This is a genomic window from Streptomyces sp. EDA2-14 (assembly GCF_054963755.1).
Map to the genome: position 1 here is coordinate 49314 of NZ_JBUEGE010000025.1, position 18595 is coordinate 67908.

The 18595-nt window shown below is 71.6% G+C and carries 18 protein-coding genes and 1 pseudogene; 7 read left to right on the plus strand and 12 right to left on the minus strand.

The features are described 5' to 3' along the window. Positions 1-9: 9 nt before the first annotated feature. The 6 genes from ACY34M_RS37410 to ACY34M_RS37435 all read right to left on the minus strand — a co-directional run bounded on the left by ACY34M_RS37410 (position 10) and on the right by ACY34M_RS37435 (position 5285). Entirely contained in the window at positions 10-336 is a 327-nt protein-coding gene (locus ACY34M_RS37410; RefSeq protein WP_462722806.1) for a hypothetical protein, read from the minus strand. A gap of 530 nt (positions 337-866) precedes the next feature. Beyond that, entirely contained in the window at positions 867-2051 is a 1185-nt protein-coding gene (locus tag ACY34M_RS37415; RefSeq protein WP_462722805.1) for an SfnB family sulfur acquisition oxidoreductase, read from the minus strand. A 5-nt stretch (positions 2052-2056) separates the two neighbouring features. After that, positions 2057-2611: an NADPH-dependent FMN reductase gene (gene ssuE, locus ACY34M_RS37420; protein ID WP_462722804.1), complete on the minus strand. Its 555-nt coding sequence runs from the start codon at positions 2609-2611 to the stop codon at positions 2057-2059. A gap of 63 nt (positions 2612-2674) precedes the next feature. Beyond that, positions 2675-3892: an acyl-CoA dehydrogenase family protein gene (locus tag ACY34M_RS37425; RefSeq protein ID WP_462722803.1), complete on the minus strand. Its 1218-nt coding sequence runs from the start codon at positions 3890-3892 to the stop codon at positions 2675-2677. Positions 3893-3923: 31 nt separating this feature from the next. Then, on the minus strand, positions 3924-5045 hold the full coding sequence (sfnG, locus tag ACY34M_RS37430) for a dimethylsulfone monooxygenase SfnG (protein ID WP_462722802.1): 1122 nt from the start codon (positions 5043-5045) through the stop codon (positions 3924-3926). A 156-nt stretch (positions 5046-5201) separates the two neighbouring features. Further along, positions 5202-5285: a putative leader peptide gene (locus ACY34M_RS37435; RefSeq protein WP_462722859.1), complete on the minus strand. Its 84-nt coding sequence runs from the start codon at positions 5283-5285 to the stop codon at positions 5202-5204. A gap of 137 nt (positions 5286-5422) precedes the next feature. Between ACY34M_RS37435 and ACY34M_RS37440 the strand changes: the two are divergent. Beyond that, positions 5423-6103: pseudogene (locus ACY34M_RS37440) on the plus strand (LysR family transcriptional regulator); the annotation flags it as partial. Here ACY34M_RS37440 and ACY34M_RS37445 read toward each other — a convergent pair. The 5 genes from ACY34M_RS37445 to ACY34M_RS37465 form a co-directional block, all read right to left on the minus strand. Then, complete coding sequence (locus ACY34M_RS37445; RefSeq protein WP_462722858.1) at positions 6094-6432, minus strand: hypothetical protein; 339 nt, start codon at positions 6430-6432, stop codon at positions 6094-6096. The pseudogene ACY34M_RS37440 and the gene ACY34M_RS37445 overlap by 10 nt on opposite strands. 67 nt (positions 6433-6499) lie before the next feature. Further along, positions 6500-6766, minus strand: coding sequence for a GlsB/YeaQ/YmgE family stress response membrane protein (locus ACY34M_RS37450; protein WP_462722801.1), 267 nt, complete (start codon positions 6764-6766; stop codon positions 6500-6502). A gap of 114 nt (positions 6767-6880) precedes the next feature. Continuing rightward, positions 6881-7159: a hypothetical protein gene (locus tag ACY34M_RS37455; protein ID WP_462722800.1), complete on the minus strand. Its 279-nt coding sequence runs from the start codon at positions 7157-7159 to the stop codon at positions 6881-6883. 41 nt (positions 7160-7200) lie between these two features. Beyond that, positions 7201-7605 carry a sec-independent translocase gene (locus ACY34M_RS37460; protein WP_462722799.1) on the minus strand — a complete coding sequence of 135 codons (405 nt, stop codon included), beginning with the start codon at positions 7603-7605 and terminating at the stop codon, positions 7201-7203. Between the two features lie 116 nt (positions 7606-7721). After that, positions 7722-8291 carry a TetR/AcrR family transcriptional regulator gene (locus ACY34M_RS37465; protein WP_462722798.1) on the minus strand — a complete coding sequence of 190 codons (570 nt, stop codon included), beginning with the start codon at positions 8289-8291 and terminating at the stop codon, positions 7722-7724. Between the two features lie 127 nt (positions 8292-8418). Here ACY34M_RS37465 and ACY34M_RS37470 point away from each other — a divergent pair, with 127 nt between their 5' ends. Next, entirely contained in the window at positions 8419-9360 is a 942-nt protein-coding gene (locus tag ACY34M_RS37470) for an NmrA/HSCARG family protein (RefSeq protein WP_462722797.1), read from the plus strand. Positions 9361-9409: 49 nt separating this feature from the next. On the opposite strand, the gene ACY34M_RS37475 is transcribed toward ACY34M_RS37470, so the two are convergent. Further along, on the minus strand, positions 9410-10270 hold the full coding sequence (locus ACY34M_RS37475) for an MBL fold metallo-hydrolase (protein WP_462722857.1): 861 nt from the start codon (positions 10268-10270) through the stop codon (positions 9410-9412). A gap of 266 nt (positions 10271-10536) precedes the next feature. Between ACY34M_RS37475 and ACY34M_RS37480 the strand changes: the two genes are divergently transcribed. The 5 genes from ACY34M_RS37480 to ACY34M_RS37500 all read left to right on the plus strand — a co-directional run bounded on the left by ACY34M_RS37480 (position 10537) and on the right by ACY34M_RS37500 (position 18569). Beyond that, positions 10537-13308 carry an ATP-binding protein gene (locus ACY34M_RS37480; RefSeq protein WP_462722796.1) on the plus strand — a complete coding sequence of 924 codons (2772 nt, stop codon included), beginning with the start codon at positions 10537-10539 and terminating at the stop codon, positions 13306-13308. Between the two features lie 143 nt (positions 13309-13451). Continuing rightward, positions 13452-14699 (plus strand): hypothetical protein, encoded by a 1248-nt coding sequence (locus ACY34M_RS37485; RefSeq protein ID WP_462722795.1) that lies wholly within the window; start codon positions 13452-13454, stop codon positions 14697-14699. Positions 14700-14785: 86 nt separating this feature from the next. Continuing rightward, positions 14786-16174: a sensor histidine kinase gene (locus ACY34M_RS37490; RefSeq protein WP_462722794.1), complete on the plus strand. Its 1389-nt coding sequence runs from the start codon at positions 14786-14788 to the stop codon at positions 16172-16174. A 4-nt stretch (positions 16175-16178) separates the two neighbouring features. Beyond that, complete coding sequence (locus tag ACY34M_RS37495) at positions 16179-16823, plus strand: response regulator (protein WP_462722793.1); 645 nt, start codon at positions 16179-16181, stop codon at positions 16821-16823. Positions 16824-17222: 399 nt separating this feature from the next. Further along, complete coding sequence (locus ACY34M_RS37500) at positions 17223-18569, plus strand: glycoside hydrolase family 26 protein (RefSeq protein ID WP_462722792.1); 1347 nt, start codon at positions 17223-17225, stop codon at positions 18567-18569. The last annotated feature ends 26 nt before the right edge of the window (positions 18570-18595 follow it).

Sequence of the window (18595 nt, forward strand, 5' to 3'; positions counted from 1 at the left end):
TGGGCCCTGCTACCGCGCCGCCGAACCGACCACGGCACATGGTCCGAGCGTGATGCCGCTGTGCGAAACGGCCTCGTAGTAGCCCGGAACAGACGGCACCGCTCCCACCGAGGGGAATCCGTCGGCGGGGATGGGCCGGTTGGCCACCCTGGTCTGGTGGAGGACCACCGAAGCGTCCCCGTCAGGACGGATCTCGATGTGAGGTGCGAGCATGGCGCGGTGAACCGGGACCTGAGCACGGTCGACCCGGGTGACGACGCCGGGTTCCCGGCGCATCGGCAGGTGCCGTGCGACGAGCCCGACGACGTGGGAGGCGCTGGGGCCTGCCGCGTTCACGACGATGTCGACGTCAAGACGGCTCCCGTCGGACAGAGCAACACTACGGATGCTCCCGTCGGCAGCGGTGTCGAGGTCGCAGACGCCGGTGCCGGACCGGTGTTCCGCGCCGGATGCGGTACCACCACGAGGACGGCCCGACGGTCCGGGCCAGCTCGCGGTAGGCCGCCATCCCCGCGACGTTGGCTCCGGGAATGCCCGCGCCAATGACGGCAACACGTTCATGCCGCTTCACGGATCCGATCCTCACAAGCGTCCCCTCTCCGCATCATGGGTGAACCCCCGCCTCCAGCGTGCAAGACCGCACCACAGCTCACCAGCCGCGGAACGTCGCAGATCACCGGATCCGGCACATCGGCCGCCACGTCCGCCACAAGCACGAGAAGCAGGAGACAACCTGCGGTGAGGACGGCGTCCTTGCGGGAGTGCTGCTCGTCGGACAGTTCGGGCATGGCTCAACCATCGCCCGGAACCCACCCGTTCGAGCGATCTCGCACGGGCCTTCCCGACCCCTCGTCCACGGTGTGCCGTCAGAGCAAGCCGTGGCGCGGTGGCAAGGTGCCGTTGAGGACGTAGCGGCCGATGTGCTGGGTCTTCCAGCGGGGCGGGTCGTGGAGGGTGTGGGTGCGGGCGTCTCGCCAGTGGCGGTGCAGGTTCGAGGAGTTGAGGGCCGAGCGGGTGCCCGACACCTCGAAGAGGGCGTCGGCGATGGACACCGCGGCCTCGGCCGCCCGCACCTTGGCCGCGGCCACCGCGATGGACGCCTCTGCGGCCGACTCGTCGGTGAGGTCGGCGCGGGCCGCGTCGATCGCGCGGGCCGCTTCACGCAAGAGGGCCCTCGATGCCCGTTCCTGGAGGGCGAGTTCGCCGAACCGCTGGATCAGCAGCGGGTCCTCGGCGGCGGTGTCGAGCCCGCTCTCGAACCAGGGGCGGCTCTTCGTGCGGACGAACTCCGCGGCTTCCGCCAGCGCACCGGCGGCGATCCCCACGTCGATCGCGGAGTGGAGCAACTGTGCTACCGCGCCGTGCAGTTGCGGCCCCAGGAAGGTGAGGTGGTGGGGCAGTACCCGGTCCGCAGGTACCGTGACGCCGTCCAGGCGCACCGTGCCGCTCGCCGTCGTCCGCTGGCCCATGCCGTCCCAGTCGTCGATCACCGTGAGGCCATCGGCGTCCCTGGGAACGTACGCGACATGCGGGCGGTCGTCCTCGGCCAGGGCGAGGACGGGGATCCAGTCGGCGAAGAGTGCGCCGGTGGAGTAGTGCTTGACCCCGGTGAGCAGGTAGGAGCCGTCGGGCCGGGGAGTCAGGCGGGTGCGGATGTCCTGGACGTGACGGGTGCCCGCCTCGGACTGGGCATTGCCGAACCGGCGACCGGCCAGCAGTTCGGCGAAGAAGAACTTCTGCTGTTCTTCGGTGCCCTGCCGGCGGATGACGTTGGCGTACACGAAGTGGCTCTGCGGGATCTGCGCGAGGCTGCTGTCGGCCGAGGCGAGCAGCCGGAAGATCTCCGCGAGCGTCAGGGAGCCGACATCGGCGCCGCCGTGTTCCGCCGGGACGGTCACGGCGAGCAGGCCGGAGTCCGAGAGCCGGTCCAACTCGGCCCGTGGCAGCCTGCGTTGGGCGTCCCGTGCGGCCGCCCCTGCACGGAACTCGTCGGCGAGGGCCGTGGCGACGGCGAGGGCTTCGGCGTCGTCGGCGATGACGTGGGCAGTCATGCGGGTCAGCCCGCCGCGGCCAGGACGCGTCGGCCGCCGAGCGCGGCCGAGAACTGGTCGACGATCGGCTCCAGGGCCTCGGCGACGGCCGGTGCGAGCGCGAGCGTGCCGTCGTCGCGCACCGAGATGTCCTTGTCGAGGATGAACCAGCCCTGCACGACGTGGGCGGCGCCCATCGAGGTCAGGACCGGGCGCAGCGCATAGTCGATGGCGAGGACGTGCGCGACGGAGCCGCCGGTGGCGAGCGGCAGCACCGTCTTGTCGGCGAGCGCGTACTGCGGGAGCAGGTCGAGGAGCGCCTTGAGGACACCGGAGTACGAGGCCTTGTAGACGGGAGTTCCTACGACGAGGCCGTCGGCGCGGGCGAACAGCTCGGCGGCCTCGACGATCGCGGGGTGGCGCGGGTCCGCGCCCAGCAGCGCCTCGGCCGGGAGGGCGCGGACGTCGAGCGGGACGACCTCGTGCCCCTGGGCGATCAGCCGCTGGTCGAGATGGCGCAGGAGGCGGCCGGTGCGGGACGTCGCGGAGGGGCTGCCGGAGAGGGAAAGGACGGTGGCCATGGGGCTGCCTCTTTCTGGGAGGCCGGGCGCCCGTGCGGGACGGGCGCCCGGAGGTGGGAACGGTCAGGAGTACCAGGTGGGTTCGGGCAGTTCGCCCTCAAGGACCCAGCGGCCCACCTCGCGCCGCTTGTAGGCGACGGGGTCGTGCAGCGTGTGGGTGCGCACATTGCGCCAGAAGCGGTCCAGGCCCTCGGCGGTCGCGGTGGCGCGCGCCCCGGTGACCTCGAAGATCCGGTTGCCGACCTCCAGGGCGACCTCGGTGGCGCGGGCCTTGGCCGCTGCGACACGGACCTCGAAGGCGCCGCGGATCTCGGCGGTGACCGCGTCCGGATCGTCGTGCAGCCGCTGCCCTTCGGCGGCGACCGCGTCGGCGAGGGCCTCGGCCGCCCAGAGCTTGGCGGTGAGGTCGCCGTAGATGTCGATGACGTACGGCTCGTCGACGGCGCGCTCGTACCCGCCGTGCAGCCAGGAGCGGGACTTGGTGCGCGTGTAGGTGGCGGCGGTCTCCAGGGCTCCGGCCGCCACACCCAGGTAGAAGCTGACGAACACGAGCTGGATGGTGGGAACGTTGAGCGTGTTGTAGACGCGGGGCCGGAACTCCTTGTCGACGTATCCGGCCGCCGAGGACCAGGGCGTGCGGACGTCGTCGAGGGTGACACCACCGCTCTCGGTGAGCCGCTGGCCGATGTTGTCCCAGTCGTCGTGGAAGATCAGACCGGCGCTGTCGGACGGGACGATCGCGAAGACGTGCTTGTCCGTGCCCTCGAAGACACCTTCGAGCACGGTGACGTCGGAGACCTTGCTGCCGGTGGAGAAGGACTTGCGGCCGGTGAAGACCAGGTCGTCGCCGTCCTCGGTGACGACCACGTCCTGGTCGCGCGGGTTCACGGCGCCGCCGAAGAACCACTGGTTGCGGGCGGCCTCGGCCTCGACGTGCTCCCACTGCTCGCGGGTACCGACCAGCCGGGCCGCCCAGTTCCACAGGTAGTGGTAGCCGAGGAGCTGACCGACGGAGCCGTCGGCCTTGGCCACCTCGCGGACGACACGGTAGGCGGTGGTCCAGTCCTGACCGGCGCCGCCGTGCTCGACGGGGCCGAGCAGGGTGACCAGACCCGAGTCCTTGAGGAGCCGCACCTCGGCGTGGGGTGTGGCGCCGGCCCGGTCGCGGGCGGCGGCGTCGGTGGCGAGGACGGCGGAGACCTCGGCGGCGCGGGCGATCCACTCGTCGGCGGTGGTGGGTGCGGGCCGGGTGTGCCAGTCGGCGGGCGTGACGGTGCTCATGGGGTGTCTCTCTTCCGTGGGGGGGGTGTGTTCAGACGAGGGCGGACGCGGACTGGGGCTGCGCGTCCGGGAGTTGGGCCTCCAGCTCGCGTACGAGGGGGAGCACACGTTTGCCGAAGTACTCGACCTCCTCGTGGTAGTGCAGGAAGCCCAGCAGGAGCAGGTCGACGCCGAGCTGTTTGTAGGCGACGATGCGTTCCGCGATCTGCTCGGGCGTGCCGATCAGCCCGGTGCGGAAGCCGTCGTTGTACTGGACGAGGTCCTCGAAGCTGGAGTCCTGCCACATGCCCTTGCCGTCGGCGGTGGAGCTCCCGGCCTGCTTCACGGCGGCCCCGAAGCCCTCGACCGCCTCGGTGTCGGCCTTCGCGACGATCTCGCGCAGGGTGTCGCGGGCCTCGGCCTCGGTGTCACGGGCGATGAGGAAGCCGTTGAGGCCGAACTTCGGTGGCGTACGGCCGATGTCGGCGGCGGACCTGCGGACGTCGTTGATCTGCTCGGTCACCCCCTCGAAGTCCTTGCCGTTGGAGAAGTACCAGTCGGAGACCCGCCCGGCCATGGCACGGGCGGCCGTGGAGTTGCCGCCCTGGAAGATCTCCGGGTGCGGCCGCTCGGGGGTGTTGAGCGGCTTCGGCTTGAGGGAGAAGTCCCGAAGCCGGTAGAAGTCGCCCGCGAGTTCGGTGTGGTCCTCGGTCCAGGTCTGGCGCAGGGCGCGGATGAACTCCTCGGCGCGACGGTAGCGTTCGTCGTGCTCCAGCCAGGGCTCTCCCAGCGCCGTGAACTCGCCCTTGAACCAGCCGGACACGACGTTCACGGCGAAGCGGCCGTTCGACAGATGGTCGGCGGTCGCACCGAACTTGGCGAGGACACCGGGGTGCCACAGACCCGGGTGGACGGCGGCGATGACCTTGAGGCGCTCGGTGGCGAGCAGCAGGGCGAGGCTGAAGCCGGTCGACTCGTGCTGGAACTCGGCGCCGTAGCTGGCCATGTAGCGGACCTGGCTGAGCGCGTATTCGAAGCCGTTGTTCTCGGCCAGAACGGCGAGTTCGCGGTTGTATTCGTACCCCCAGTCGGTGCGTTGTTCGATCGTGCTGGTGACGAGTCCACCACTGACGTTGGGGACCCAATAGGCGAATTTCAAGGGTGCTGCGGACATCGCGGAACTCCAGGTACGGAATTGTTTTCGGGCACGCCGAAATCGACGGTCGTGCACGGGAATGCGAAGGGGCCGTGAACGGCTGCGGCGACGCCTCAACGGGCGCGCGGGCAGGCCTGGTTCAGGAGGGAAAGTGCGTGATCTGCGGCGGAGTGGTCAGGCCGCGGCGCAACAGAAGGCGCTGGAGACACGTGCGAGGTCGACGTGGCGTCGCCGCGTGAGGTCCAGTCGCTTCTTCATGCCGTTGATCGTGGCAGCCGCCTTCGAGTGCCGTCAAGGAAAACCCGACCGTTCTCGTATCCCGGACCATTGAATTTCACGAAGGTGTGACAGGGAAACCCTTGAACACGCCGCGAAACCCGACGCATTCTTCCGGGATGCGAACCGAACAGCTGGAATGCGTCACGGCCGTCACCCGGCTCGGCTCGCTGCGCCGGGCGGCCGACGAACTGCGCCTGTCGCAGCCCGCGTTGAGCGAGACGGTGCGGAACCTGGAGCGGGAACTCGGTGTCGACCTGCTGGAGCGCAAACGCACCGGGGCGACGATGAGCACGGCAGGGCAGGAGCTGATGCCGCACATCGTCAGTGTGCTGGAGGCCGTGGACCGGCTGCGCTTCGCGGCGGGCGAGCAGCACCGTCTGAGCCGGATGGTGCGCGTCGGCACGGTGAACGCCGCGACGGTCCCGCTGCTCATCCCCGTACTGAGGGAGTTTCGCTCGACGCATCCGCTCACGCAGGTCGAGGTGGTCGGCGCGCGGCAGACGGAGATTCAACGAGGCCTCGCCGAGGGTGGTTTCGACCTGGGGCTGATCAACCATCTCGACGGCGACGACCTGCCCGCCGGCTTCGAGGCGACCGAACTCCTGCGCGGGCGGCCGGTGGTGTGCGTGCGGCCGGACGGACCGCTGGCGGCTCTGGCGGAGGTGTCGGTGGACGCGTTGCTCACGGAGCCGCTGATCGCGATGCGCACCGGCTATGTGATGCACCGGTACGTGCATCGTCTGCTGGCGGGGCGCGTTCCGGCGTTCTCGTACTCGACGGACGGCGCTCACTCCGGGTGGGCCAGCGCGTGCTTGCGCAGTTCCACCGCGGCCGTCAGGCTCAGCGAGGGCTCGGCCTGGCGGAGTGCCTTCACCGCCGCGACCGAGTCGAGGTCCCCCGTGAAGCCGACGGCGGCCAACCGGGAGTGGACCCAACGGGCGCGCAGCTGGGCGTCGGTGGCGGTGGCGGCCGACTCGGCGAGGGCGACGGCGCGCTCCAGGCCCGGTCGTTCCTCGGGCGAGGCCTCGGCCAGCGCCTCGCGCAGGGCCGCCGCGACCACGTCCACGTCTCTGACGAGCAGCACGGAGTCTTTGCGTTTACTGCTCAGTCCCAGGATTCCTGTCATGCAGGTCATGGTGCTGGTCGAGTCCGCGCGGACCAAATCCGGTGGCCTGAGGAACCACGGAGCCCCGTCAGTCCCGCGAGTTGCCGAACAGGACCCGGTAGCCGATGAGCAGCACGAGCGAGCCGGCGATCGCGGCGCCCCAAGTGGGCAGGTCGAAGAACTCCTTTGAGACGGGGCGGTCGAGGAAGCGGGCCGACAGCCAGCCACCCACGAAGGCGCCCGCGATGCCGATGAGCGTGGTGCCGATGAGGCCGCCCGGATCGCGGCCGGGGAGCAGGAACTTGGCGATGGCTCCGGCTATGAGGCCCAGGACGATCCAGCTGATGATGCCCATGTCTGCGTCGATCTCCGTTCGTGTTCATACCTTGCTTGGTTGCGCAACTCTATAGGTGGGCAAGGAGACGCAGGTACGGCGTGTGCTGGTTGCGCGCGAGGCAGGGTTACGTCCTCACGGGCTCGCCCGGTCGAACCCGTAGCGCAGTGGCTCGTCCCGCACTTGGAGGTCGCGGCGGTAGACGTACAGTGCTTCGGCCCGCAGGCCCTGCGGGTCGGGCGGCTCCTCCACGTCGCAGGGCTGGGTCACCTGCACCACCGGTGGGCGGTCCGTGACGCGCAGGCGCAGTCCGTGGGCGGGCCCACCCTCAAGAACGGCGACTTCCTTGTCGCCATCGCCCGTGTCGCCCGTGTCGCCCGTGTCGCCGGTGTGTGCGGTCGCTGTGTTCGGCATGGCACCTTCCCTGAACTCTTGTGATGCGGGCATGGCTTCGGTCAGGTGGCATCGGGGTCGAAGGCGGGCCGGGCGTCCTCGGCCGATGCCGTGGGCTTCGCCAGGCTGACGACGGGCTTCGCGGTCGCGGTGTCGCTCCTGTCGCCGGTGGCGCGGGGGTCGAGCGCTTCGCGGATCTCGCCGAGCTCCCGGCCGAGGTCGGTGTCGCCACTCAGCACGTGCTTGCGCACGAACGTCTTCGGGTGCAGATCCCGTACGTCGAAGTCCTGGAACTCCGGGCCGAGGTCGGAGCGGATCTCCTGCTGGGTGCTCTCGGAGAACTCCCGGATCTTCCGCACGGTGCGGGCCGCGTCCTGCAGGAACCTCGGCAGCTTGTCCGGCCCGAACACGAGCAGGCCGATCACGGCGATCGTGACCAGCTCCATCGGGCCCACATCCGAGAACATCCGGCACTCCTTGCCTGACGGCGGCGCGGTGCGGTGTCGCGCCGCGCGTAACGCTTTAGATATTGCGCAACCAATAGAATCATTGTTGCCGCGGCAGCGTTGTCCCGGGTGTCGTGTCAGGCGTGTTCCGGGCTGATCCCCGCCACTGCCAGCCCGAGCAGCGTCTCGGCGCGCGCGGTGGGGTTGGGGTGGTGTTCCGTGGCGAGGGCGAGGCCGACGGCAAGGGTGATCAGGTCCTCGACCGTGACCTGCGGCGCCACGGCGCCCTCCTGTGCGGCGCTCCGCAGCAGTGGCTCGCCCGCCGCGATCAATGTCGCCGCGCAGGAGTTGCCGCGCACGGGGTCGGTCGCCTCGTCGTACGAGAGGGCGGCGGCCAGTCCGCGCGCGGTGACGCAGTAGGCGAGCACCTCGCCCAGCCACTCCAGCAGCGCCTCCCGGCCGTCGCTCTGTCCGCCCTCGAGCTCTCGGGCCCGTGCGCACAGCGCCTCGATCAGCTGCCGGGAGACCGCCTCCAGCAGTGCCTGCCGGGTCGGGAAGTGTCTGCGGACGGTCGCCGAGCCGACCCCGGCCACGCGTGCGATCTGTTCCAGCGAGGCGGCGGCGCCCTGTGCGGCGACCTCCTCCGCGGCCACGGCGAGGATCCGCTCGTAGTTGCGCCGGGCGTCGGCACGCTGCCGCTCGACCATGTGATCAGCTCCAGGATTGCTAAGTGGCGGGGCCCGCCATATCGTATCCGAACGTAAGTGGCGGGCCCCGCCACTTACGCCGGTCGGCGGCAGTCGGCCGACGGTCGCACGTCGAAGGAGTCCTCCCATGCCCACCCCGCCCGCCAACCCGCCCCTCGCCCACGCGCATGCCCCCGTGCTCGTCACCGGCGCCACCGGTCGCCAGGGCGGCGCCACCGCCCGCGCGCTGCTCTCCGCAGGTGTCCCCGTACGCGCCCTGGTCCGGGACCCCGGCACCGACCGGGCCCGCGCCGTCGCCGCTCTCGGTGCCGAGCTCGTCACCGGGGACCTCCTGGACCGCGCCTCCGTGACCCGCGCCGCCGAGGGCGCCCGCGCCGTCTTCTCGGTCCAGATGCCCGTCTTCACCGCGGAGGGCGCCGACTTCGGCAACGAGCTGACCCAGGCCACCAACCTCGTCGAAGGGGCCCGGACCGCAGGGGTCGAGCAGTTCGTGCACACCTCCGTCGCCGGCGCGGGGCAGCACACCGAGGTTCCCGGCTGGGCCGAGGGTCACTGGGACTTCATGGCCCCCGCCCTCGACACCAAGGCCGCCATCCAGGACCTGGTCCGCAAGGCCGGATTCCCGCGCTGGACCCTCGTCAAGCCGGGCTTCTTCATGGAGAACCTGCTGCCCTCCATGGCCTACCTCTTCCCGCGCGGCATCGAGGGCGGCCTGATCACCCTCATCAAGCCCGACACCCGGCTCTCCCTCACCGCGGTCGCCGACATCGGCACCACGGCCGCCGCGGCCCTCACCGACCCGGACCGCTTCCACGAGGTGGAGCTCGAACTGGCCAGTGAGTACCGGTCGATGGGGGACGTCGCCGAGATCCTCAGCCGCGTCCTCGACCGGCCGATCACCGCACCGGACCTGACCCTGGAGCAGGCCCTCGCCGCCGGAATGCCGCCCATGGGCGCCTCCGGTGCCTTCATGAACGCCGCCGGCCAGCCGGGCCGCCCGGAATTCGCGCGTGCGCTGGGCCTGCCGCTGACGGGCTTCGAGGACTGGGCGCGGGAGAACCTGCTTTAGGGGCTGGTCCAAACAGCAGGCCCTACGCCTCGCGTCGTCCGGCCGTGGATCAAGTGAGGGAGAACGGCGCCCAGTTGGCGAGTCGGAAGCCGGAACCCTCACGGCGCAGCTCGAAAGCGCCGTGACCGGGAAGGTGGGCCGGGAGCACGAGGGCGTTGGTGTCGGCCGCGTGCGCGAACATGCGCGCACGGCTGGCGCGGGCGCCGTCCTCGTCCTCCTCGAAGCAGCTGTTGATGTGCGGCTCGTGCACCTGGATCGCGCCGTGCAGGAGGTCACCGGCGAAGATCGCGCGATCGCCCGCCGACTCCAGGTGGATGATCGAGGAACCCGGTGTGTGGCCGGGAGCCGACTCCAGGCGGAGGTTGGAGTCGATGGTGTACGACTCGTCCCAGGTCTCCACCAGTCCGGCCTCGGCGACCGGTTCGACGCTGTCCTCGTAGACGTTCTGATTGCCCCGGCCGAACACGGTGTTGTGGAGGTTCTCCGGCTTCCAGTACTCGAAGTCCCGACGCGGCATGAGATAGGTCGCGTTGGGAAACGTGGGAACCCAGTCCCGGCCCTCGAGCCGGGTGTTCCAGCCGACGTGGTCGTCGTGCAGATGAGTGTTGACGACGAGGTCGACGTCCTCCGGTCGCACTCCGACGGCGGCGAGATTCGCCAGGTATCCGGTGTTCAGGTAGGACCAGATCGGCTGCAGGGGGCGGTACTTGCCGTTGCCCGCGCCGGTGTCGATCAGGATGATCCTGCCCTCGCTGCGCAGCACCCAGGACTGGGTCGCGGCGCGGGTGAGGTCGCTCTGCGGGTCCCAGTGGTGCGGCGCCAGCAGCTCGGTGTGACGCTGCCACTCGTCGGGCCTGCTGTTGGGGAAGAAGACATCGGTCGTCATCGGGGTGGTGTCGGAGTACTCCATGACGCGGTGGATCTGCACGTCACCCAGTTCGATGGTGCTGACCGCCGGTGCGGCGGTCCCGGTCCCGGTCCCGGTCGCGGTTTCGGTCCCGGCCGGGGGCGCGGGGGAAGTGAGGGGAGGCATGGCTCTCCTTCGTGGCTCGTTCGCCTTGGGGGCTGTGGATGTCCTCCACCCTGCGGGCGGGGGATGCCTCGGCGGTATCGGACACCTGACTGCACCTGCGCCGGGCCCACCTTCGTACGATGTGCGGGAGGTGAAGAGAGCTGGTGGACGACGTGGTCAGGGACGCGGAGCTGAGCACGCTGCTCGCGGCGGTGCGACCGGCGTGCCCGGGCGCACACCCGAAGGGCCCGCTGCTGACCGTGGTGGGAGCGCCCGGAGCCGGCAAGACCACCCTGGTGGAAGCCGTCGCGGACCGGTTCGCCGCGGACGGCGGTCGCGTGCTGCGGGTACACGGCAGCCGGTCCGAGAGCGATCTGGCGTTCTCCGGCCTGCACCAGTTGCTGCGTCCGGTCCGCAAGGACATGGAGGCGCTGCCCCCGCGCCAGTGGGAAGCCCTGCAAGCCGCCTTCGGCCTGGCGGGGCCGAGCCGGGCGCCGGACCCCATGCTCATCGGGATCGCCGTGCTGACCCTGTTCTCCGAACTCGCCGTGCGGCAGCCGCTGTTGGTGGTCGTGGACGATGCCCAGTGGGTCGACCGGGCCTCGCTCGACGCCCTCTCCTTCGCCGCTCGACGCCTGGCCGCCGACGAACCCGTGACCCTTCTGGTCGCCACCCGGGACGACACGCTGCACGACATCGCCGCGCGGGAGGTGACCCTCGAACTGGCGCCGCTCGACCGGAGCGCGGCGGTGCGACTGCTGGACCTCCAGCCACGGGTGCCGACCGGGCTCGTCCGGGACCGCGTCCTCGACCAGGCCGAGGGCAACCCCCACGCACTGGTGGAGCTGGCCCGCTCCGTCGCCGCCGAGGACAACGCCGCTCGGGGGCCCGACGGCCCGCTGCCGGTGTCCGACCGGTTGGAGCGGATCTACGCCGGCCGGCTGGCGGCCCTGCCCGCCGCGACCCGCCGCGCCGTGGTGCGCCTGGCCACCGCGGACACCGGGGATCCCGCGCAAGCGGTGCGGTCCTGGCTGCCCGACGTCGCCGACCCGGTGTGGACGCCCGCCGAGGAGGCCGGGTTCGTGCGGCGCGGCGGGGGACGGCTGCGCCACGGCCATCCGCTGTCCCGCCTCGCGGTCTACCAGGCGGCCCCCGCGCAGGAACGGCGGGCGGCGCACCTGGAACTGGCCGACCTCTTCCGTGGGCAGGACCCCGACCGGCACGCCTGGCACCTCGCCGCCGCCACCTCCGGACTGAGCGCGCGGGTCTCGGCCGCACTCGAGGGCGGCGCGGAGCGGGCGCGGCAGCGCAGCGGCTACGGGGCCGCCGCGCACCTGCTGGAGAGAGCCGCGGACCTGCACCCCGACCGGAGCGAGAGCACCCGGCTGCTCGCTGCCGCGACCAGGACGTCGGTCCTCACCGGACGGCTCGACTCGGTCGAACGGCTGGCAACCCGCACCCGGTCCAGCACCGACGATCCGACGACCGCGGCCCTCGCGGACCTCCAGGTCGGCCGGCTCATGGCCCTGACCGCCTCGCACAGCGCCGCCTTCGGACAACTGATGCGCCCGGCCGCCGTGCTGGCGGAGCGCGGCGCATCCGGAGCGGCGCTCGAAGCCCTGGCCGCCGCCGCGGTCGTCCGCTTCTACTCCAGTGACGCGACCCAACTGCACGAGATCGAACGCCTGCTGCCCCGCGTCCCGGCCCACCCCGCCCCTGAGTTGAGTGAGCGGGAGAGGCTTCTGGCGGCCTGGGCCGAGACCGTCGCGCACCCGCAGGCGGCCCGCACACACCTCGCACCTCGGCTGCCCGCCCTGGCCGCGGCGGCGCGCAAGGAGCCGGAGACGCTGACTCTGCTCGCCGTCGCGGCCTGGCTGCTGGACGAGACCGAGCCGGCGGCACGGATCTTCGACGACGCCTTCGCCTCGTGGAGCTCGCAGGGGCCGCTGCCGGACGGCCTCGGTGGAGTCGCCGCCCTCGCCTACCTGGAACAGGGGCGGTGGGCCCGCGCCCGGAGCGCCTGCGCCGACCTGGAGGCCGTCGCGTCCCGTGCGGGACTCGACCATGCCGTGGCCTGTGCCGCCTCGACCGAGGCGCTGCTGCGCGCCCTGCGCGGTGACACGGCCGGAGCCCGTGCGCTGGCCCGGCACGCCCTCTCCCTGGTCGACCCGGACGAGAGCCGTTCCGTTCTCGTCCTCGCCCACCGCGCACTGGGCACCGCCGCCACCGCGGAGGGCGACCACGAGACCGCCTACCAGCACTACCGGACGCTCTTCGACGGCCGGGGCAACCCCGCGCACTATCACCTCTCCCACCCGGCGCTGCCCGAACTGGCGGCAGCCGCGGCCCGTGGACACCACCGGGACGAGGCCGCCCGCATAGTCGACGGAGTCGAGGAGTCCCTGGCGGACGCGGGCGCCCTCGCTCCGCGCAGGAGCGCCCTGGTCCGACTGAGCCGGGCGCTGCTCGCCCCCGTCGACGAGGCCGAGCGGCACTTCGCCGCGGCCCTGGACCATTCGGCGCTCGGCCGTCGCCCCTTCGAGCACGCCCGGGCGCGGTTGGCGTACGGGCAGTGGCTGCGCCGCCGCCGACGGATCGCCGACGCCCGCCCGCCGCTCGTCGAGGCCGAGGCCGTCTTCCGTCGACTGGGCGCGCAGCCGTGGGAGGCCAGGGCCCAAACCGAACTCAGGGCCGCCGGAGCCCAGAGCGGTCCGAGGGAGCCCGACGCGTTCGCGACGCTCACCGCCCAGCAACAGCAGATCGTGCGGCTCGCCGCGCTCGGCCTGACCAACCGCGAAGTGGCCGAGAAGCTCTACCTGTCTCCGCGCACCGTCGGCTCGCACCTCTACCGGGCCTTTCCCAAGCTCGGCATCACCGCGCGCGCCCAACTCAGGGACGTGGTCGACGCGGTGACCGCCGACACGGACGTGGGCTGAGCCGACCGGGAGAGATGGGCCCGGGAGAGCCGGGGACACCTTGGCCGATCGGACCGGAAGCTTGGACGGTCGGCCGATGCGGCACCGGAGGGCACGTGGCTAGCTTCCTTCTCAGCAGGAGACACCACGGAGAGGGAAGCGCCATGGATCAGCGAACGTCCGACCGCGACACTGGACTGGCCACCGAGTTCGAGAAGGACGTCGTCAAGCTGCTGCTGGAGGCGATGCGTGCGGTGGCCAAGCAGGAGCGCGCCGACCTCGGCACGGAGAGCGTGCTGGCCGCGCTCGTGGCGGGTGACTCGGCCGCGGGTTCCGCGATCGCCCCCGGGATGCGGGCCGCCGGTTCGCTCGGCGGATCGATCGCGGGCCGGGGGACGGCCGTGTGGGTCAGCGGCGACGCGGGCGACGGCGTGGTGGAAACTCCCGACGACGAGCGGGAGATCGACGCCTTGTGGCGGGAGGTCCGGCACGAGGACGCCAAGCGGCGGCGTCGGGAGAACCGAAAGAAGGAGAAGAAGGCGAGGACGGGGGAGGAGGGGCGGGCCCCGGAAGGCGTCGAACTCCCGCCGATGACCGGCGCCTTGCGGTCCTGCCTGCGCAAGGCGCTGGAGGCCGCACGACAGGAAGGCACCGTCTCGGTGCGCGTACGCCATGTGGCCCGCGCACTGGTCGAGTCGCCCGGTACGCGGGCCCACGAGGCCATGGTGGTGGAGAAGCTCGATGTCCCGGCGGCGTCGGCCGCGCTCGAGGCGCTGCGGGGGACCGACGAAGCGCCCGAGCCCACCTCGGTGTTCGTGCTGCGCAAGGCGGGAACGTTCGGGAAGAGCGGCAATCCGCTGACCCGGAAGCTGACCACCTGGGTCTTCGGCGGCGGGGCCGGGTTCGGCTCCGCGGTCGTGGGCGCCGTGCGCGCGGAGACACCACGGGTGACGGTGCGGCGCGGGGAGCCGCAGTCCCGGGCCGTCGACATGCTGCTGGGCATCCTGGCGCTGGACCGGTCCTTGCGCGTCGCGGGGCATGAGCTGCCCGAGAAGCTGCGCGCGGCGAACCGAGGGGCGGAACTCCTGCGCCGACACGGCGCCCGGCAGGACGCCCTCGCCCGCGTACTGCTTCCCACCACCGGCGTCGACGTGGGGGAGCCCGCGGAGGTGAGCGGCCCCGCCGACTTCGAGCAGCGGCTCCTGCACGTCACCCAGCTCACCGCTTCCCACCAGGGCTCGCCCACGGTCGGCACGACCCACGTGCTGGCCGCGCTGCTGGACGAGACCGGAACGGACGCGGAGTCCGCGGCGGAGATCGCGCGTGTGCTGACCGAGACCGGCGTGGACGTCGACGGGCTGCGGGCGGAGCCGGAGCTCCAGGTGCCCGGAGGAGCGGCTCGGGTCGGCTGAGGCCGAGGAGCCCGGCGGGCCCGCAGTGGTCGCCAACGCATATGACACGATCAGCCGTTCAGAACGGAACCCGCACGGAGGAAACGATGAGCCCGGTAGTGCGACCGTCGTGGGTGCGCATACGCCGCGAGGCCGCCGCGATCCGGAACGCCGTACGAGCCGCGCCCCGGCGGACGGTCGTCGTCGAGTCCGTACTCGCCGCCCTGGTCCTGCTGTGCTCACTGGTGCCGGTCCCGCTGATCCCGCCGGCCCACCCGGTGCCGGTCGCCCTCCTAGGTGTGTGGGCGGCGCTGCTGGTGCCCGCGCGGCGCAGGTACCCGACCCTCGCGGTGCTGGGCTGCATGCCGGTGATCGCCGGGGAGAACGTATGGGCGACGGTGGTGGTGCCGTACGTCGTGTGGTCCGCCGTACGCCGCATCACCTCCGCCCGGCGTGCCTGGTGGGCGGTCGGGGCGTGTGCCGCCGGAGCCGTACTCCTGTCGGTCGTCGCCCAGTCCCGCAGCGAACCAACGACGCTGCCGTACCTGCTCACCGGCGCCGGGCTGGCCGCGCTGTTCGTCCTGCTGCCCGCGCTGTCCGGCCGCGTGCTGGGGCACCGCCGTCCGCTGAAGGGACTGCTGCGGGAACGCAACGCCTACCTCGAACAGGCCCGCTTCCTCTCCGACGAGACGGCCCGCATGGAGGAACGCGCGCGCATCGCCGCCGAGATGCACGATCTGCTCGGCCACCGCATCGGCCTCATCTCCGTGCACGCCGGCGCCCTCCAGCTCGCCGCCGAAAAGCAGGCGCCCCCGCTGGCCCCGCAGGCCGAACTCCTGCACACCACCGCCGGAACGGCCATGGAAGAGCTGCGCGGCATCCTCGGCGTACTGCGCCACCAGTCCGGCGAGGGCATCGGCGAGCGCGGGACTCGTGAGTCCCTCTCCGCCCTCGTGGCGGACTCCCGGAACGCGGGCGCCGACGTCGAACTGCTCTGGAACGCATCGGAGTTGACGGAGGCGGACGCCCGCACCCGGCAGGCCGCCCACCGTGTGACCCGCGAAGGACTCACCAACGCCCTGAAGCACGCACCCGGCGCCGCTGTCCGCGTGACGTTCCAGGACGAGGGGGAGACGGTGCTGGTCGCCGTCGTCAACGACGCCCCGCCCGAGCCCCGTTCGCCCGGCGAAGGGAACCGCAGCGGACTCGTCGGCCTCCAGGAGAGGATCGGCCTGCTCGGCGGCGTCCTGCACGCCGGGCCGCGCCCGGAGGGCGGCTTCGTCCTCTCCGCCCGGATACCCGTCCGCCCCAACGTGCCACCCTCGTACGTCACTTCACCGAAACCGCTGTCCGACGGCGCCGGCTCCCGGCCGCCGCTGTCCACGGAAGTGCTCACATGGCCCCGCATCCTGGGCGGCGGTTGCGCCGCGCTGCTGGTGCTGCTGCCGACGATCGGCGGCACCGTCGCCCTGTTGATCATGGCCGTCCTACAATGAGCCGATGATCCGAGTCCTGATCGCCGACGACGAGGCGCTGATGCGCACCGGGGTCCGGCTGGTCCTGGAGCACGACGACGAGATCCGCATCGTGGCCGAGGCGCAGGACGCCCGCGAGGCCGTCGATGCCTGCCGCGTCCACTCCGTCGACGTGGCCCTCCTCGACATCCGCATGCCCGGGGACGGCATCACCGCCGTCGCCGAGATCGCCCGGCACTCTCCCCGCACCCGCGCGGTGATGCTGACCGCCTTCGGCGAGGAGCCGACCGTCACCAGCGCCCTGCGCGCCGGAGCCCACGGCTACCTCCTCAAGGACACCGGCCCGCGCGAACTCATCGACGCCGTACGCCGCGCCGCCGCGGGAGACCCCGTCCTCGCCCCGCAGGTCACCCGCCAGCTCGTCGACTTCCGGACCCGGACGGGACACAGTAGCGACGTGGCGGCACAGCGGATCGCGGACCTGACACCGGCCGAACGCGACATCCTGCGGCTGCTGGGCACAGGCCTGGCCAACGCCGAGATCGCCGCACAGCTCCACCTGAGCTCCGGCACGGTCAAGGCCCACATCAGCAGCATCCTCACGCGCACCGACTGCACCAACCGGGTCCAGGCCGCGGTGCTGGCACAAGAGGCGGGCCTGCTCGGCTGACGTTCGGTTAGCCGTGGGCTCGGAGGCCGTCCGCCGGGCGGCTGCCTCCCTTGCGGCGCGAAGCCGACGGCTGGGAGGGAGGCAGCCGGGCACTCTCATGCCGGGTGCCAGTGGACCACCGCCGAGCCCACCGCACGGGGCGCGTTCACCCGTTCGCCCGCAACGTCACCCCAATTGGGGCGCGGGTGCACGAGCACGCCGCCCCGACGAGCGGGCGCGACCCCGTGACCGGCAGGGGCCTGCCGCGCACGCCGCGGCGCGGCGGGCCCACGGAAAAGGCCGCGGCCGCTGGCCCATGAGGGTGAGGCAGGGCGGTCGTCCGACGGCCCACGAATGGCGCCGCCCGCGTTTATATGACTCAGTGTCAGGAAGGGAGCGAGTGCGGAACAAGGAGCAGGCATGGCCGGAAACAGAACGCGATGGACGAGTCGAAGACGGCTTTCGCTGATCTCGGCGGGTGTTCTGATCCCGCTGATGGTCGCGTCGGGATCCGTCTCCATCGAGCGCGCGGACGCCACCCCGCGCAGCGGCCCGAGCCCGTCCGGCTCGGCCGACCCCTCGCCCCCGGCGAGCCCCAAGCCCCCCGCATCGCCGAGCACGTCCGCGAGCCCCACGACCTCGGCGAGCTCCACCACGTCCCCGAGCCCCAGTACGTCCCCGAGCACCAGCACGTCACCGAGCCCGTCCACGTCCCCCGGCACGGACACCAAGCACAAGTTCCCCGCGTTCGGCGCCTATCTCGACTACGGGCCCCGGGGCGTGACCCGGATGACGAAGCTGTCGGACTGGCTCGGCGGCGCCGACGTGCGCGTGGGACACACCTACCTGCCGGGCGACAGGTGGAGCAACATCGAGGGCGCACCGGACTTCCTCGACAGCTGGGCCAAGTGGCGCAGGGAGAGCGACGACAATCTCTTCGTGCTCAACGTACCCATGCTGGAGCGCAACGAGGCACACGTGCCCGACGCGCAGGTGCGCACGCTGCTGCGGCGCGGCGCGGCCGGTGACTTCGACGAGCACTTCAAGACCCTCGCCGAACGCCTCGTCGACCTGAAGGTGCCGGACACCGTCGTGGTGCTCGGCTGGGAGATGAACGGCATCACCTACACGCACCGCTGCGGACCCGACCCCGCGGCGTGGAAGAAGTACTGGACCCGCATCGTCACGACGATGCGCTCCGTGCCGGGGCAGAAGTTCCGCTTCGACTTCACGCCGAGCCGCGGCCGGGACGCCGTGCCGTGGACCGAGTGCTATCCGGGCGACGACGTGGTCGACATCGTCGGGATGGACGCGTACGACCAGCCGGAGGGCAAGTCCTTCGACGAGCAGGTGTCCGAGCCCTACGGTCTGCAGAAGCAGGTCGACTTCGCCAAGGAGCACGACAAACCGATCTCCTATCCGGAGTGGGGGCTGTTCCGCAACGGCGACAACTCCGAGTACATGCGGCGCATGCTCGCCTGGATGGACAAGCACAAGGCGCTCTACAACACGCTGACGGACTACTGTCCGCACGGTGTGTGGCAGTGCGACGAGAATCCGAAGGCGTCGAAGGTCTACCGGGACACACTGACCGGCCGCGACAAGCCGGTCGAGCCGACGAAGCCCGCCGAACCGACGAAGCCGGCGCAGCCGACCGAGCCGACACCTCCGCCGAAGTGCCACCGGATCGACCTGGGCGACTGGGTCGAGCGCTGGCTCGGAGGCACGGTGTGTGTCCGGTTCGACTGGTGGGAGCGCCGTTCCTGAACCGGCATGTCCCCCGCGGTGGCGGC